This window comes from Amycolatopsis sp. NPDC005961, from assembly GCF_040629235.1.
Lineage (GTDB): Bacteria > Actinomycetota > Actinomycetes > Mycobacteriales > Pseudonocardiaceae > Amycolatopsis > Amycolatopsis camponoti.
Genome location: NZ_JBEXVF010000007.1, coordinates 78,313 through 92,651, shown reverse-complemented (window position 1 = coordinate 92,651; position 14,339 = coordinate 78,313). Strand labels below are relative to the sequence as shown.

14 protein-coding genes are annotated in these 14,339 nt (G+C 72.1%); 9 read left to right on the top strand and 5 right to left on the bottom strand.

The window, feature by feature from the left end:
* Positions 1-31 precede the first annotated feature (31 nt).
* From ABZ342_RS08765 to ABZ342_RS08750, 4 genes are all read left to right on the top strand, one after another.
* Entirely contained in the window at positions 32-2,809 is a 2,778-nt protein-coding gene (locus ABZ342_RS08765; RefSeq protein WP_360470413.1) for a DEAD/DEAH box helicase, read from the top strand.
* A gap of 159 nt (positions 2,810-2,968) precedes the next feature.
* Positions 2,969-3,739: a DUF4333 domain-containing protein gene (locus tag ABZ342_RS08760; RefSeq protein ID WP_155544087.1), complete on the top strand. Its 771-nt coding sequence runs from the start codon at positions 2,969-2,971 to the stop codon at positions 3,737-3,739.
* Between the two features lie 72 nt (positions 3,740-3,811).
* Complete coding sequence (locus ABZ342_RS08755) at positions 3,812-5,014, top strand: GNAT family N-acetyltransferase (protein ID WP_360470410.1); 1,203 nt, start codon at positions 3,812-3,814, stop codon at positions 5,012-5,014.
* A gap of 52 nt (positions 5,015-5,066) precedes the next feature.
* Complete coding sequence (locus ABZ342_RS08750; protein WP_360470407.1) at positions 5,067-6,284, top strand: GNAT family N-acetyltransferase; 1,218 nt, start codon at positions 5,067-5,069, stop codon at positions 6,282-6,284.
* A gap of 6 nt (positions 6,285-6,290) precedes the next feature.
* On the opposite strand, the gene ABZ342_RS08745 is transcribed toward ABZ342_RS08750, so the two are convergent.
* On the bottom strand, positions 6,291-7,238 hold the full coding sequence (locus ABZ342_RS08745) for a 5'-3' exonuclease H3TH domain-containing protein (RefSeq protein WP_360470405.1): 948 nt from the start codon (positions 7,236-7,238) through the stop codon (positions 6,291-6,293).
* 162 nt (positions 7,239-7,400) lie between these two features.
* Between ABZ342_RS08745 and ABZ342_RS08740 the strand changes: the two genes are divergently transcribed.
* Genes ABZ342_RS08740 through ABZ342_RS08725 form a run of 4 tightly spaced genes read left to right on the top strand, consistent with a single transcriptional unit; the run spans position 7,401 to position 9,552 of the window.
* Positions 7,401-8,543: a Xaa-Pro peptidase family protein gene (locus ABZ342_RS08740; RefSeq protein WP_155544083.1), complete on the top strand. Its 1,143-nt coding sequence runs from the start codon at positions 7,401-7,403 to the stop codon at positions 8,541-8,543.
* The gene (locus tag ABZ342_RS08735) at positions 8,540-8,995 is read left to right on the top strand and encodes an Lrp/AsnC family transcriptional regulator (RefSeq protein WP_155544082.1); all 456 of its coding nucleotides are present in this window, start codon (positions 8,540-8,542) and stop codon (positions 8,993-8,995) included. The genes ABZ342_RS08740 and ABZ342_RS08735 overlap by 4 nt, the downstream gene beginning before the upstream one ends.
* A gap of 46 nt (positions 8,996-9,041) precedes the next feature.
* The gene (locus ABZ342_RS08730; RefSeq protein WP_155544081.1) at positions 9,042-9,266 is read left to right on the top strand and encodes a hypothetical protein; all 225 of its coding nucleotides are present in this window, start codon (positions 9,042-9,044) and stop codon (positions 9,264-9,266) included.
* Positions 9,253-9,552 carry a hypothetical protein gene (locus ABZ342_RS08725; RefSeq protein ID WP_155544080.1) on the top strand — a complete coding sequence of 100 codons (300 nt, stop codon included), beginning with the start codon at positions 9,253-9,255 and terminating at the stop codon, positions 9,550-9,552. The genes ABZ342_RS08730 and ABZ342_RS08725 overlap by 14 nt, the downstream gene beginning before the upstream one ends.
* Before the next feature lie 93 nt (positions 9,553-9,645).
* On the opposite strand, the gene ABZ342_RS08720 is transcribed toward ABZ342_RS08725, so the two are convergent.
* From ABZ342_RS08720 to ABZ342_RS08710, 3 genes are all read right to left on the bottom strand, one after another.
* Positions 9,646-10,725, bottom strand: coding sequence for a GDSL-type esterase/lipase family protein (locus ABZ342_RS08720; protein ID WP_360470400.1), 1,080 nt, complete (start codon positions 10,723-10,725; stop codon positions 9,646-9,648).
* 47 nt (positions 10,726-10,772) lie between these two features.
* Positions 10,773-11,954, bottom strand: coding sequence for a cytochrome P450 (locus ABZ342_RS08715; protein WP_360470398.1), 1,182 nt, complete (start codon positions 11,952-11,954; stop codon positions 10,773-10,775).
* Between the two features lie 162 nt (positions 11,955-12,116).
* Positions 12,117-13,019 carry a LysR family transcriptional regulator gene (locus ABZ342_RS08710; RefSeq protein WP_360470395.1) on the bottom strand — a complete coding sequence of 301 codons (903 nt, stop codon included), beginning with the start codon at positions 13,017-13,019 and terminating at the stop codon, positions 12,117-12,119.
* Positions 13,020-13,117: 98 nt separating this feature from the next.
* Here ABZ342_RS08710 and ABZ342_RS08705 point away from each other — a divergent pair, with 98 nt between their 5' ends.
* Positions 13,118-13,957: an oxidoreductase gene (locus ABZ342_RS08705; RefSeq protein WP_360470392.1), complete on the top strand. Its 840-nt coding sequence runs from the start codon at positions 13,118-13,120 to the stop codon at positions 13,955-13,957.
* Here ABZ342_RS08705 and ABZ342_RS08700 read toward each other — a convergent pair.
* Positions 13,954-14,304 (bottom strand): VOC family protein, encoded by a 351-nt coding sequence (locus ABZ342_RS08700; protein ID WP_360470390.1) that lies wholly within the window; start codon positions 14,302-14,304, stop codon positions 13,954-13,956. The genes ABZ342_RS08705 and ABZ342_RS08700 overlap by 4 nt on opposite strands.
* Positions 14,305-14,339 lie beyond the last annotated feature (35 nt).

Below are 14,339 nucleotides of genomic sequence, written 5' to 3'. Positions count from 1 at the left end.
GACTGCCGGGGGGATGTGAAACCCTGACGAGGTGGCCAGTAGCCCTTCTCCCTCCCCGGCCGAGGCCTATGCGGCCTCCGCGCGTCGCGGGAAGTACCCCCAGCTGACGCGCTTCGCCGCGGAAGCGTCCTTCGAGTTCGACGAGTTCCAGATCCGCGGGTGCGAGGCCCTCGAGGGCGGTCACGGCGTGCTCGTGTGCGCGCCGACCGGGGCGGGGAAGACCGTCGTCGGCGAGTTCGCCGTGCACCTGGCGCTGGCCGAAGGCCGCAAGTGCTTCTACACCACGCCGATCAAGGCGCTGTCGAACCAGAAGTACGGCGACCTCGTCGCCCGGTACGGCGCGGACGCCGTCGGCCTGCTGACCGGGGACACCTCGATCAACGGCAACGCGCAGGTGGTCGTGATGACCACCGAGGTGCTGCGCAACATGCTCTACGCCGGGTCCTCGACGATCACCGACCTCGGTTACGTGGTCATGGACGAGGTCCACTACCTGGCCGACCGGTTCCGCGGGGCGGTGTGGGAAGAGGTGATCCTGCACCTGCCCGAGCACGTCCGCGTGGTCGGGCTGTCGGCCACCGTCAGCAACGCCGAGGAGTTCGGCGAGTGGCTGGTCGAGGTGCGCGGCGACACGACCGTCGTCGTCGACGAGCACCGGCCGGTGCCGTTGTGGCAGCACATGCTGGTCGGGAACCGGCTGCTCGACCTGTTCGCCGGCGAGGACGTCCACGCGCCGGGGGCCGAGCTGCGGATCAACCCGACCCTGCTGCGCCGCACGGAGGAGATCGGCCGCCAGTACGCGCCCGCCGGGTTCCACGGGCCGCGCGGGTCCCGGCGGGGCTCGTCGCGGATGCCGCGGTTCCGGCCGCCGTCGCGGGTGGAGGTCGTCGAGCAGCTGGATCGGGCGGGGCTGCTGCCGGCGATCGTGTTCATCTTTTCGCGCGCCGGCTGCGACGCCGCGGTCGCGCAGTGCGTCCGGTCGGGGCTGCGGCTCAACGGGCCGGGCGAGGTCGAGGAGATCCGCCGGATCATCGACGCGCGCACGTCCGAGCTGCCCGAGGGCGACCTGGGCGTGCTCGGGTACTGGGAGTGGCGGGAGGCGCTCGAACGCGGCATCGCGGGGCACCACGCCGGGTTGTTGCCGGCGTTCAAGGAGACGGTCGAGGAGCTGTTCGTCCGGGGCCTGGTGAAGGCCGTGTTCGCGACGGAGACCCTCGCGCTCGGGATCAACATGCCGGCCCGGACCGTCGTGCTCGAACGGCTGGTGAAGTACAACGGCGAGGCGCACGTCGACCTGACGCCGGGGGAGTACACCCAGCTGACCGGGCGGGCCGGGCGGCGCGGGATCGACGTCGAGGGTCACGCTGTCGTCGCGTGGCAGCCGGGGGTCGATCCGAAGCAGGTCGCCGGGCTCGCTTCGACGCGGACCTACCCGCTGCGGTCGTCGTTCCGGCCCGGCTACAACATGGCGGTGAACCTGGTCGCCCAGGTCGGTGCGGCGGAGGCGCGTGAGCTGCTGGAACAGTCGTTCGCGCAGTTCCAGGCCGACCGGTCGGTGGTCGGCACGGCGCGGCGGATCGAGCGGAACAAGGAAGCCCTGAAGGGCTACACGGCCGCGGTGACCGGGGACTTCGCGGAGACGCTCGAGTACGTGGAGCTGCGCTCGAAGATTTCGGCGCGGGAGAAGGCGTTGTCGCGGCAGAACACCGCCGTGCGCCGCGCGGGGACGGCCGAGTCGTTGGAGAAGCTCCGCAAGGGCGACGTGATCGCGGTGCCGGCGGGCCGGCGGGCGGGGCTGGCCGTGGTGGTCGACCCGGGGCTCGACCCGATCCGGGAGCCGCGGCCGGTCGTGGTGACCGAGGACCGGTGGTCGGGGCCGCTGTCGGTGGCGGACTTCCCGGCGCCGGTGGAGGCGCTGGGGCGGATCAAGCTGCCCAAGCACATCGAGCTGCGGTCGCCGAAGACGCGCCGGGACATCGCTTCGACACTGCGCAACGCCGGGATTTCGTTGCCGGGCCGGCAGAAGCAGCGATCCGGGGCGAACGAGGACGGCGAGCTGGCGGCGTTGCGGCGGGCCCTGCGGGCGCACCCGTGCCACGGGCTGGCCGAGCGCGAAGCGAACCTGCGCTGGGTCGAGCGGTACGAGCGGCTGGCGGCGGAGACGCAGCAGCTGGAGCGGAAGGTCGCGGCGACGACCCACTCGCTGGCGCGGGCATTCGACCGGATCCTGGCGCTGCTCGGTGAGCGCGGCTATCTCGGGCCGGAGTCGGCGGGCGACGGCGAGGACCGCGTCACCGAGCACGGCCGGCGGCTGACCCGGCTCTACAGCGAGTCCGACCTGCTGGCGGCGGAGTGCATCCGGCACGGCGTGTGGCGCGGGCTCGGGCCGGCCGAGCTGGCCGCGGTCGTGTCGACGCTGGTCTTCGAGGCCCGCCGGGACACCGCGGGGGAGCCGCGGCTGCCCGGCGGTGCGGTACCCGAGGCGTGGCAGGAGACGGTGAAGCTGTGGGTGGACCTGACCGAGGACGAGCGGCGCCACCGGCTCGACCGCACCCGGGAGCCCGACGCCGGGTTCGCCTGGCCGGTCTACCGCTGGGCGCGCGGCGAGTCGCTGGAGAAGGTGCTCACGGCGGCCGAGGCCAACGGCCAGGAGCTGTCGGCGGGTGACTTCGTGCGCTGGTCGCGCCAGGTGATCGACCTGCTCGACCAGATCCGCGACGTGCTCGGCAAGGGCGATCCGGTGGGTGCGGCGGCGGCCGAGGCGCTGAAGGCGCTGCGGCGGGGTGTCGTCGCCGCCGGTGCCGCGTGAACTCCGTGTTAGGCCTGCTCGCCGGTGGGGCGGGAGGTGGGCGTGGCACGTGTGCTCGGCTCCGACCTGTGGTTGGATCGCCTGCAAGACCGTGTGTACGCGGCATTACGGCGGTTTCGGGGTGGACAGCGAGATGAGCGAAGCAGGCGGAGGCAGAAGATGAGCACGCCGTATGGCGGCAACGACCCACAGCAGCCCCAGTACGGGCAGCAGCCGGGCGGCGCGTACCCCCCGAGCGGCCCGCAGGAGCAGCCGCAGTGGGGCCAGCAGCCGCCTTCGAACGACCCGAACCAGCAGCAGTGGGGCCAGCCGCAGCAACCGCAGCACCCCCAGCAGTGGGGTCAGCAGCCCGGGGGGTACACGCCGCCGCAGCAGCCGCAGTGGGGTCAGCAGCCGCCGCCCTACGGCCAGCAGCCCGGTGGTGGCTACCCGCAGAGCGGTCCGCAGCAGCAGCCGCAGTACGGGCAGCAGCCGGGCGGGGCGTACCCGCAGAGCGGGCCCCAGCAGCAGCCCCAGTACGGCCAGCAGCCGCCGCAGGGCCAGTACGACTACGGCCAGCAGCAGCAGTTCCCCGGCCAGGGCGCGCCGGAGGGCGAGCAGCCCGCCAAGTCGAAGAAGGGCCTCCTGATCGGCATCGTCGTGCTGGTCGTGGTGGTGGCCGTGGTCGGCATCCTCGGGTTCGTGGCGCCCGGGTTCTTCAAGACCCAGGTCTTCAACAACACCCAGATGCAGACCGACGTCCAGAAGCTGCTCACCGAGACCTACAAGATCGACGGCGTCACTGGCGTCACCTGCCCGGCCGAGCAGAAGGTCGAGGACGGCGCGAAGTTCGAGTGCACCGCGACCATCGCGGGCAAGCCGCAGCAGATCGCGATCACGGTGAAGGGTGACGGCGGGAACTACGAGGTTTCCCCGCCCGCCACGAAGTAGCTGTGCGCACGAGGCCCGGCCGCCGCGGAATTGCGGTGGCCGGGCCTCGTCGTTTCCGGAGATGATCCGGGGATGAGCGACTTCGAGATCCGGACGCTGGACCCCGGCGAGCACCGTGCGGCGAGCAACCTCTTCCGCGCGAGCTTGCACGTGCCGCCGAGTGACGACACGGACTGGGAGCGCGCGGCCCGCGCGTTCCAGCCCGGCGGGACGATCGGCGCGTTCGACCCGGACCTGATCGGCACGGCCCGTTCGTTCGACGCCGAGCTGACGGTGCCCGGTGGGGCGCGGCGGGCGATGGCGGGTGTCACCGGGGTCGGGGTCCGCGCGGACCGGACGCGCCGGGGTGTGCTGCGGGCGTTGATGACGGCGCAGCTCGAGGACTTCGCCGGGCGCGGGGTCGTGTTCGCGAACCTGCTGGCGTCCGAGGCGCCGATCTACGGCCGGTTCGGCTACGGCCTGGCGACCCGTTACCGCACCTACAGCGTCGACCGGCACCGCGCGCGGTTGCACCCCGACGCGCCGGCGACCGGGGAGGTGCGGCTGCTGGAGCTGGACGAGGCGCTGGAGGTGCTCCCGGGCGTCTACGAGGGCCTGGCGCGCCGTCCCGGGGCGATGTCCCGGCCGGAGGTGCTGTGGCGGTTGTACGAGGGGCAGGCCCGGCGCAGCCCCCAGCCGGTCAAGGCGGTCGTGCACCACGGGCCGGACGGGCCCGACGGCTTCGCCACCTTCTACGTCGACGGCCTGCAGGTGCACCCGTGGACGAAGAGCCTGCGCCTGGTGGACCTGTTCCCGGGTACGCCGGCCGCGTTCGCCGGGCTGTGGCGGTTCCTGCTCGGGGTCGACCTGGTCGACACGGTCGTCGCCGAGGCGCGGCCGCTGGACGAGCCGATCGAGCTGATCCTCGCCGACCACCGCCGGGCCGCGGTCGACCGGATCGGCGACGAGCACTGGATCCGCCTCGTCGACGTCCCGGAGGCGCTGGCGGCGCGGGAGTACGGGAGCGCCGCGCCGGTCGTCGTCGAGGTCGAAGACCCGGTGCTGCCGGCCAACAGCGGTACCTACCGGATCAGCGCGGACGGTGCCGGGCGCACTGACGAGCCCGCGGCGCTGCGCCTCGACGTCACGACACTGGCGATGGCCTACTTCGGCACGTGGCGGCCGTCCGCACTGGCCGGTGCGGGCCGGATCGAGGTTCGTGACCCGGCCGCACTGGCGAACGCCGACGTGCTCTTCGCGACCCGGGTGGCGTCGTGGAGCGGCACGCACTACTGAGCCGACGGAAATCGGGATGCCGGGAACCGGGACGGACGGCAGGATCGGCGGCATGACCGACTTCGACGTCCGCCCGGTGACCGAGGACGAGCGCCGCGGCACGCTCGACCTGCTGGGCCGCTCGCTGCACACCAACCGGATCAGCGACGAGTCCTGGGCGCGGTACGGGGATTCGTGGCCCGCGGCGCACAAGTTCGGCGCCTTCGACGGCACCACCCCGATCGGGATCGCCAGCTCCTTCGACACCGACATCGCGGTACCCGGCGGCGCCGTCCTGCCGCTCGGTGCGGTCGACGGCATCGGGGTCCGCGCCGACCGCACCCGCCGCGGGGTGCTCACCGCGATGATGGCGGTGCAGCTGGAGGACTTCGTCGCGCGCGGAATCCCGCTGGCCGCCCTGCACGCCAGCGAGCCCACCATCTACGGCCGGTTCGGCTACGGTTCGGCCGCGCTCGGCAAGACCGTGTGGCTGCCCAGGCCCGCGGCCCGGCTCCACGATCGCGTGCCGGCGGCGGGTGACGTCCGGATGCTCACGCCGGAGGAAGCGCTGGCGGAGATTCCCGGGCTGTACCGGCGGATCGGGCTGCACCGGGCCGGGATGATCGGCCGGCCCGCCGAGTGGTGGCCGATCGCGCACGACCGTCTGGTCGGCCCGACGGGCAGCCACGTCATCGCCGTCCACAGTGGACCCGACGGTGACGACGGCTTCGTCGTGTACGACACGGTGGACCGCCGCACCCTGGAGTCGCCCGACGAAGGGGCCGTGCTGAAGGTCCGGGAGCTGCACGCCGCGGACCCGGTGGCGCGCGCCGCGCTGTGGCGGTTCCTGCTGTCGATCGACCTCGTCTCCGGGGTTCGGGCCCGCTACCGCCCGGTCGACGAGCCGCTCGCCGCGATGCTGACCGACCACCGGCACGCGCGCACCGCCGACGTCGAGGACGACCTGTGGCTGCGGCCGGTCGACGTCGCCGCGGCACTGGCGGCCCGCACGTACCGGGCGGCCGACCCGGTGGTGCTGGCGGTGACCGACCGGCAGCTGCCCGCCAACACCGGGCACTACGAAGTCACGCCCGACGGCACCCACCGCACGGATGCCGCGGCGGACCTGGCCCTCGACGCCGACACCCTCGGCATGCTCTACCTCGGGCAGTGGAGCGCGACCGCGCTCGCGGAAGCGGGCCGGATCGAGGTCCGGACCCCGGGCGCGGCCGCCCGCGCCGACGAGCTGTTCACGACGGTCACCGCACCGTGGTGCGGCACGCACTTCTAGCCGGGGTCAGGCGCCGGGCAGGGCCTTGAGCAGCCGCTCGACGGAGTTGCCGAGGTTCCACCGCTCGGCCAGCTCGGCCACGCGGTCCGGGTCGGCGGGCGTCGCGGGCACGGTGTCGGGGCGGGACTGCTCGACCGGCGCGTCGACGGCGACCCGGACCACGGTCGGCGCGACGGCCAGGTAGTCGGCGGCGTCGGCGAGGCGCAGCCGGGTCTTGAGCGGGACGCGGGGATCGCTCGCGGCCGACGCTTCCAGGAGCGCGGCGAGACTTCCGAACTGCGTGATCAGCTTCGCGGCGGTCTTCTCGCCGATGCCGGCGACGCCGGGCAGCCCGTCGGAGGGGTCGCCGCGCATCATGGACATGTCCGCGTACGCCGGCCCGGCGGTCTCGCGGGGGAGGCTGTAGCGCTCGGCGATCTCGGCCGGGCCGAGCACCTCGGCCTTGGCCCAGCCCTTGCCGACGTAGATCACCGACGTCGGCGTCGGCTCGGTGCGCACCAGCTGGAACAGGTCCCGGTCGCCGGTGATGACCTCGACCGGGTCCTTCTTCTCGCGGGTGGCCAGTGCGCCGATGACGTCGTCGGCCTCGTAGCCCGCCGCCTCCGCGGTGGCGAACCCGAACGCTTCCAGGAGGTCGAGGATGATCGGGACCTGCGGGGTGAGCGTGTCGGGCACCTCTTCGACGTCGGGGCTCGCGGCGCCGGTCTCCTCGGCCACCCGGTGCGCCTTGTAGCTGGGCAGCAGGTCGGTGCGGAACTTCGGCCGCCAGTCGGCGTCGAGGCAGCACACCAGCCGGGCCGGGTGCCGGTCGGTGAGGATCCGCGCGATCGTGTCGGCGAACCCGCGCACGGCGTTGACCTGCGTCCCGTCGGCGGCCTTCATCGAGTCGGGCAGGGCGTAGAACGAACGGAAGTACAGGCTCGCGGAGTCGAGCAGGGCAAGGGGTCCGGTCACCCGCACAGCCTGCCACGCCCGGCGGGTGCCGGGGGCAAGCCACGCGCACGCGGGCCCGAGGGGAGTGAGCGCCGGGGGAGCGGTGGAGCCGTGTCACCCGGACCGGCATGTCGTGGCACCGGGCGCTCCGGCCGCCCGGGCCGCCCCACTAGGCTCGCCTTCATGTCGCGCCGTTCCCTCCACACGCCCGCCCCCGACGCCGCCGCCCTCCGGGCCCGCCTGGACCGCGCCCGCTCCGCCGCGGCCGCCGCGGACACCGACGCCCTGCTGATCGCGCCCGGCTCCGACCTGCGCTACCTCATCGGCCAGGCCGGCGGCTCGTTCGAGCGCCTGACGACCCTCGTCGTCCCGGCGGACGGCGCGCCCGCGCTGGTCGTGCCGAAACTGGAGGCGCCCGGCTACGCCGACGTCCCGACCGAGGAGCTCGGTGTCGAGCTGCTCACCTGGGTCGACGGCGACGACCCGTACGCGCTCGTCGCGGACCGGCTCGGGAAGCCCGGCCGCGTCGCGGTCAGCGACTTCACCCCGGCGCTGCACGTCCTGGCGCTGCGGGCCGCGCTGGGCGAGGCCGAGCAGACCCTCGCCGGGCCGGTGGTGCGGGAGCTGCGGATGCGCAAGGACGCCGCGGAGATCGCGTCGCTGCGGGACGCCGGGGCGGCCATCGACCGCGTGCACGCCCGGGTCCACGAGTGGCTGCGGCCCGGCCGCACCGAGGCGGAGGTCGGCGCCGACATCGCCGCGGCCATCGTGGAGGAGGGCCACCTCCAGGCCGACTTCGTGATCGTCGGGTCCGGCCCGAACGGCGCGAGCCCGCACCACGACGTCTCCGAGCGCGTCATCGAGAAGGGTGACGTCGTGGTCGTCGACATCGGCGGCCCGCTGCCGGCCGGCTACAACTCCGACTCGACCCGCACCTACGCGGTGGGGGAGCCGCGCGACGCCGACGTGGCCGAGACCTACGCCGTGCTGCAGCGAGCCCAGGCCGCGGCGGTGGCCGCGGTGAAGCCGGGTGTCACGGCCGAAGCGGTCGACGCCGCGGCGCGCGACGTCATCGCCGAGGCCGGGTTCGGCGAGTACTTCATCCACCGCACCGGGCACGGCATCGGCCTGGACGTGCACGAGGAGCCCTACATCATCGCCGGGAACGCGCTGCCGCTCGAGCCGGGCATGGCCTTCAGCGTCGAGCCGGGCATCTACCAGCCGGGTCGGTGGGGCGCCCGCATCGAGGACATCGTGATCGTCACCGCCGACGGTGTCGAGTCCGTCAACAACCGGCCGCACGAGCTCGTCGTGCTGGACGCATGACGCCTGCCGGCCTGGAGCCGCTGGACCAGGCGATCGTCCAGGAGCTCGCGGCCGACGGGCGCCGCAGCTTCACCGATCTCGCGGAGCGGGTCGGGCTGTCGGTGTCGGCGGTGCACCAGCGGGTGCGCCGCCTCGAGCAGCGCGGCGTCATCCTCGGGTACACCGCGCGGCTCGACGGCGAGCAGATCGGCCTGCCGCTGACGGCACTGATCTCGCTGACGCCCAACGACCCGGGCGCCCCGGACGACTATCCCCAGCGGATCCAGCACATCAAGGAGATCGAGTCGTGCTACTCGGTCGCCGGCGACGAGTCCTACATCCTGCTGGTGCGCGTCCAGTCGCCGCTGGCGCTGGAGGACCTGCTGCGCCGGATCCGCGAGGCCGCGAAGGTCTCGACGCGGACCACGGTGGTACTCTCTACGCCGTTCGAGGGACGTTCGCCGACGTTCTGACGCCAGTGCTCCGCCCGGCGACCGGGGCACTGGTACGGTAAAAGGTATGGCAACACGTAAGGTCACTCTTTCGCTGGACAGCGGCGCCCTGGAGTTCGCCGAACGCGCCGCGAAAGCACACGGGATCTCGGTCTCCTCCTGGCTGTCCAAGGCAGCCCGGCGTGAGGCGGTACGCACGGGATACACCCCGCAAAAGCCGGAACCGGCCTACGCGGAGTCGGACGAGGCCGAGCGCACCGCGGCGGAAAAGGATCTGCGTGCGCAGGGGTGAAGTCTGGACGTACCACCCCCCGACCGAACCGGCCCGGCAGCGCACCGTCGTACTGCTGTCCTCGGACGGGGTGAACGAGTCCGAGCGCCCCTGGCTGCTCGGCACCGAACTCCTGGAACGCGACCCCCAAGACATCCTCGGCGTGGCCATCGACGCCCGCTACTGGGTGTCCACGCTCAACCTGACCCGCCTCTACCGGCCGTGGTTCGACGAGCGCATCGCCGAGATCGACTTCGACGTCCAGGAACGCATCGACATCGCCCTGCGAGCCGCCCTCGATCTTTAACTGTATAACGCCCTATACCGCTGGCCGGGCTTGAAAAACCGTGGCCCGGTCAGCGCACACGTCACCCCTCAAACCAGCCGAAGACCGAGGGGATCAGCGGGCCACGACCTCCGGGGCCGCGTGGAGCTTCCCGTCGGCGCCCGCGAGGCAGGACGCGTTGCCGTCGCGGGCCGCGATGAACTCCGTGAGGCAGTTCGCGATCGCCGTGTGGCCGGCCGCGTTGGGGTGGAACGACTCCTGGAGCGCGTGACCCGCGCGTTCGGCTTGGCCGAGGTCCGCCAGCTGGAGCGTCAGCCGGGTGAACCACTCGGTCGCCGGGTTGGCGCCGCCGCTGCACGCCTCGTGCTTCGCGCCGGCCTTCGCCAGGTCCAGGAACCGCGCGCCGGTTTGCCGGGCGGCGGCTTTGAGTCCGGCGGAGAGCACGCCGATCCCGGTCTGGGAGATCCACCGCAGGTCTTCGACGCGGAAGGGGCAGCCGTTGAGGCTGCGCAGGTCCTCGGGCAGGTCGGGTCCGATGGGGGCGGCGTAGGACTGCAGGATCAGCTGGTAGTCGGCCGGGACGTAGCCGGCGGCCGCCAGCACCTTCTTCACGTCGGAGACGGCGGTGGCGACCTTGGGCACCATGGCGTCCACTTTGGACTGCCAGCTCTGCTTGAGTGCGGTGCTGCACGGTGGGGCGTCGGCGTTGAACCACGCTTTGAAGCATTCGGTGACCTGGTTGGAGAACTTCGGTTCGTCGTTCGCGCCGACGGCGATCACGACGGCGGCGACGCGGTGGTCCTTGACCAGTGCGGCGAGCTGCTGGGCCTGTGAGGGTTCGGTCCACTGCTTGACGTCGCCGAGGGCGACCTGTTCCGCGGGTGCGCCGGAGCAGGCGAGGTTGACGCGGGCGGTGATGCCCGGGACGTCGATCTTGTCGACGAAGGCGTTGGGGGAGCGGTGGCACCAGTTGCCGCCCTGGCCGTTGGTGGTGGCGGTGTACTGGCCGGCGCCTTCGCCGGAGACGGTGCTGTCGCCCATGGCGACGATGGTGAGTGGTCCGGTGCCGGGTGGGCCCTGGCGTGGTTGTGGTTGCCCGTTCTTGCTTTCGGAGCCGAAGAAGACGAAGAAGCCGGCCAGCAGGGCCACGCACGCGAGGACCAAGGCCCCCCAGTACCACCGAAGACGTCGCATCGTCGTCGATTCTACGGATCAGGGGTGGGAGGGGTGTGCGTCGGCGGTCACGCGGAGCGGGCGACGTCGTGGGGGATGAGTTCGACGGGGAGCTCGCGGACGCCGAAGATCATCGGTGAGGGGTAGCCGACCTGGACGCCTTCGCGGACGCGGATGTCGGCGAAGCGGTCGAGGAGTTGCTCGAAGACGATGCGTCCTTCGAGGCGGGCGAGGGGTGCGCCGAGGCAGAAGTGGACGCCGCCGCCGAAGGCGAGGTTGGTTTCCTTGCGGGGGCGGGGGTCGAACTCGCCTGCGCGGGTGTGGTGGCGCGGGTCGCGGTTGGCGCCGAGGACCCAGGGGGTGACCATCGACTTGGCGGGGATGGTGACGCCGCCGAGGTCGACGTCGGTGGTGGTGATCCGGAGCAGGCGCATGATCGGGGGCCGGTGGCGGGTGACCTCGTCGAGGAGGCTGGGTACCAGGCCGGGGTCGCGGCGGACCGCGGCGGCGGCGTCGGGGAATTCGTGCAGGGAGAGCACGGTGTTGCCGAGCATCATGGTGGTGGTGATGTGGCCGGCGGCGAGCAGCAGGGAGGCGAAGTTGAGGACTTCGTGGTCGGCGAGGCGTTCGCCGTCGACTTCGGCGTGGGCGAGTGCGCTGAAGAGGTCGTCTTCGGGGTCGCGGCGGCGTTGGGCGAGCAGGGCGGCGAGGTAGGTCTCCATGACCTCGGTGAGTGAGGTGCCGTCTTCCTGGGGGCCGCCGCCGGAGAGGAGGGCGTCGGCCCAGCCGCGGTAGAGGGTGCGGTCTTCGGGTGGGATGCCGATGAGGTCGCCGATGACGACGACGGGGAGTGCGTAGGCGAGGTCCCGGATGAGGTCGGGGTCGTCGCGGCGCGCCATTTCGGTGATGAGGGTGTCGGTGGCGCTCACGATCCGCGGTTCGAGGTCGGCGACGACTTTCGGGGTGAAGGCTTTGCTGACGAGTTTCCGGAGCCGGTGGTGGACCGGCGGGTCGACGGCGGCCATATTGCCGCGGACGGCTTCGGCGGTGTCGGGGAGCAGTAGTCCCGGGTCGGAGGAGAATGTCTGGTGGTCGGTGAAGATGCGTTTTACGTCGGCGTGCCGGAATACGTGCCAGGTGTCGTCGTCATCGGCGATGACGGGGTGGTTCTCGCGCATCTCGTCGATCCACGTGAAGAGCGCGGATCCCCCGTCTTCCAGGGACGGTGGGTGGACTTGGGGCGTGCTCATCCCGCGGCTCCTTTGCTGAACCGATTTCCCCGGAACGAAGAAATTCATTCGTTGACATCGGACACGTTATTGGCGTTGCCGGTGGGTCGTCAACAAGAAAAGGTGATCGTTTTCGTCAACCAAATGGGCTTGTCGATCAACTTTGGGTGTCAACGGGACGATTCATCCTGCTTCGGTCAGATCGGTGGTCGCGGCGAGTTCGGCGGCGACGTCGGCGATCACCGGGACGGCGGGGTTGTCGTTGCCGGGTAGCCACACGAGTTCGGTCCGGGCGAGGTCGTCGTCCAGGGGTACGAACTCGACGCCGCTGCGGCGGAGGCTGTGGGACGAGCGGGTCAGCCGGGTGATGCCGACGCCGGCGGCGACGAGGCCCAGGAGGCCCTGCACGGTGGCGGCGCGCTGGACGACGTGCGGGGTGAAGCCGGCGGCGGCGAAGTCGGCGTCGTAGCTGCGGTGCCAGGGTTCCCAGGTGCTGCGCGGGGTGAGGACCCACGGTTCGCCGGCCAGGTCCGCGAGGTTCAGCGATGGGCGGGTGGCGAGGGGGTGGCCGGTGGGGAGGACGGCGCAGACTTCCTCGGTCAGGAGTGTCCGTGACGTGAGGCCGGGTACGAGTGGGGGCCGGGTGAAGGCGAGGTCGAAGCGGTGTTCGCGGAGGCCGTCGACGAGTTCGGCGATGGACGCTTCGGCGGTGGTCACGGTGAGGTCGGGGTATCGCTCGCGGACGGCGCGGACCACCGGGGGCAGCAGGTAGTTGGCCGTGGTGGTGAGGAAGGCGAGCCGCACGGTGCCGATTTCACCGCGGACGGCTCGCCCGAGCGTCGCGACGGCTTCTTCGGCGCGGGCCAGGACGGCGCGTGCTTCGGGCAGGAAGAGCTTTCCGACGGCGGTGAGGCGGGTTCCGCGGGCGTCGCGGTCGAACAGCCGCGTGCCGAGGCCGCGTTCGAGCACGGTGATCTGCTGGGAGAGGGACTGCTGGGCGATGTGCAGGCCGGCGGCGGCGCGGGTGAAGCTGGTTTCGTCGGCGACGGCGACGAAGTAGCGAAGCTGGCGCAGCTCGGGGGTCACAGGCTTGGACTGTAGCCCCGGCAGGAGATCGGTGTTGGCGGCGCGGTGGTGGTCGTCCCCAGGATGGCAGGAGGAAAGCCACTGGGAGGAACGCGAAGATGACGAACACCGATGGCCGCGTCTGGGTGATCACCGGGTGCTCGGCCGGGTTCGGGCGGGAGATCGCGCTGGCCGCGTTGGCCGCGGGTGACCGGGTGCTGGCGACCGCGCGGCGGCCGGAAACCCTGTCCGGGTTGCGGGATCGTGGCGGGGACCGGGTCCGGACCGCGGCGCTGGACGTCACCGATGCCGGTCAGGTCGACGCGGCGGTGAAGACGGCGCTGGAGGAGTTCGGCCGGATCGACGTCGTGGTGAACAACGCGGGCCACGGTTCGGTCGGGGCGGTCGAGGAGCTGACGCTGGAGGAGCTGCGGGCGCTGATGGAGGTGATGTTCTTCGGGGCGGTGGCGGTGACGAAGGCGGTGCTGCCGCACCTGCGGGCGCAGGGCAGCGGGACGGTCGTGCAGATCAGTTCGATGGGTGGGCAGCTGTCGATGCCCGGCTTCGGCGCTTACAGCTCCGCGAAGTACGCGCTGGAGGGCTTGTCCGAGGCGCTGGCGGAAGAGGTGAAGCCGTTCGGGGTGCAGGTGCTGATCGTGGAGCCGGGTGCGTTCCGCACGGAGTTCGGCGGCGGCCGGATGCACCGTTCCCGCCCGATCGACGCCTACGCGGTGTCGACGTCGGGTACGCGGGAGGCGGTGGAGTCGATGGACGGGACCCAGCCGGGCGACCCGGCGAAGGCGGCCGCGGCGATCGTGCGGGCGGTCGGCCGCGACGACGCTCCGCTGCACCTGGCGCTGGGCGCGGACGCGGTGGACGCGATCCGGGCCCAGCACGAGGCACTCGCGGCGGAGCTGGCCTCCTGGGAGGAGGTCAGCCGGGCGACCGCGCTGGATTAGGCGGGGTCCTGCAGCACGCCGAGGACGTTGCCGTCGGCGTCGGTGAAGGTCGCGACGAGGCGGCCGTTGCCGACGTCCTTCGGTTCGTCCTTGACCTTCGCGCCGGCGGCGGTCACTTCGGCGAGCTTGGCCTCGATGTCGGTGACGTGCCAGTAGTTCACGGGCCCGGTCATGCCCTGCTGCGCGCCGTTGGGGACGAGGCCGATGTGCTGGCCTTCGACGTCGTAGCCGACGTAGTAGGGCGCGTCGGCCTGGGGTTCGGTGCCGAGGAGGGCGGTGTAGACGGCCTTGGCGGCGGCGAGGTCGGTGACGGGGTGGAGAACGGTCTTGATCCCCTGGGTGCTCATCGCGGTGCTCCTGAAGTCGTGGTCTGCGGTACGGG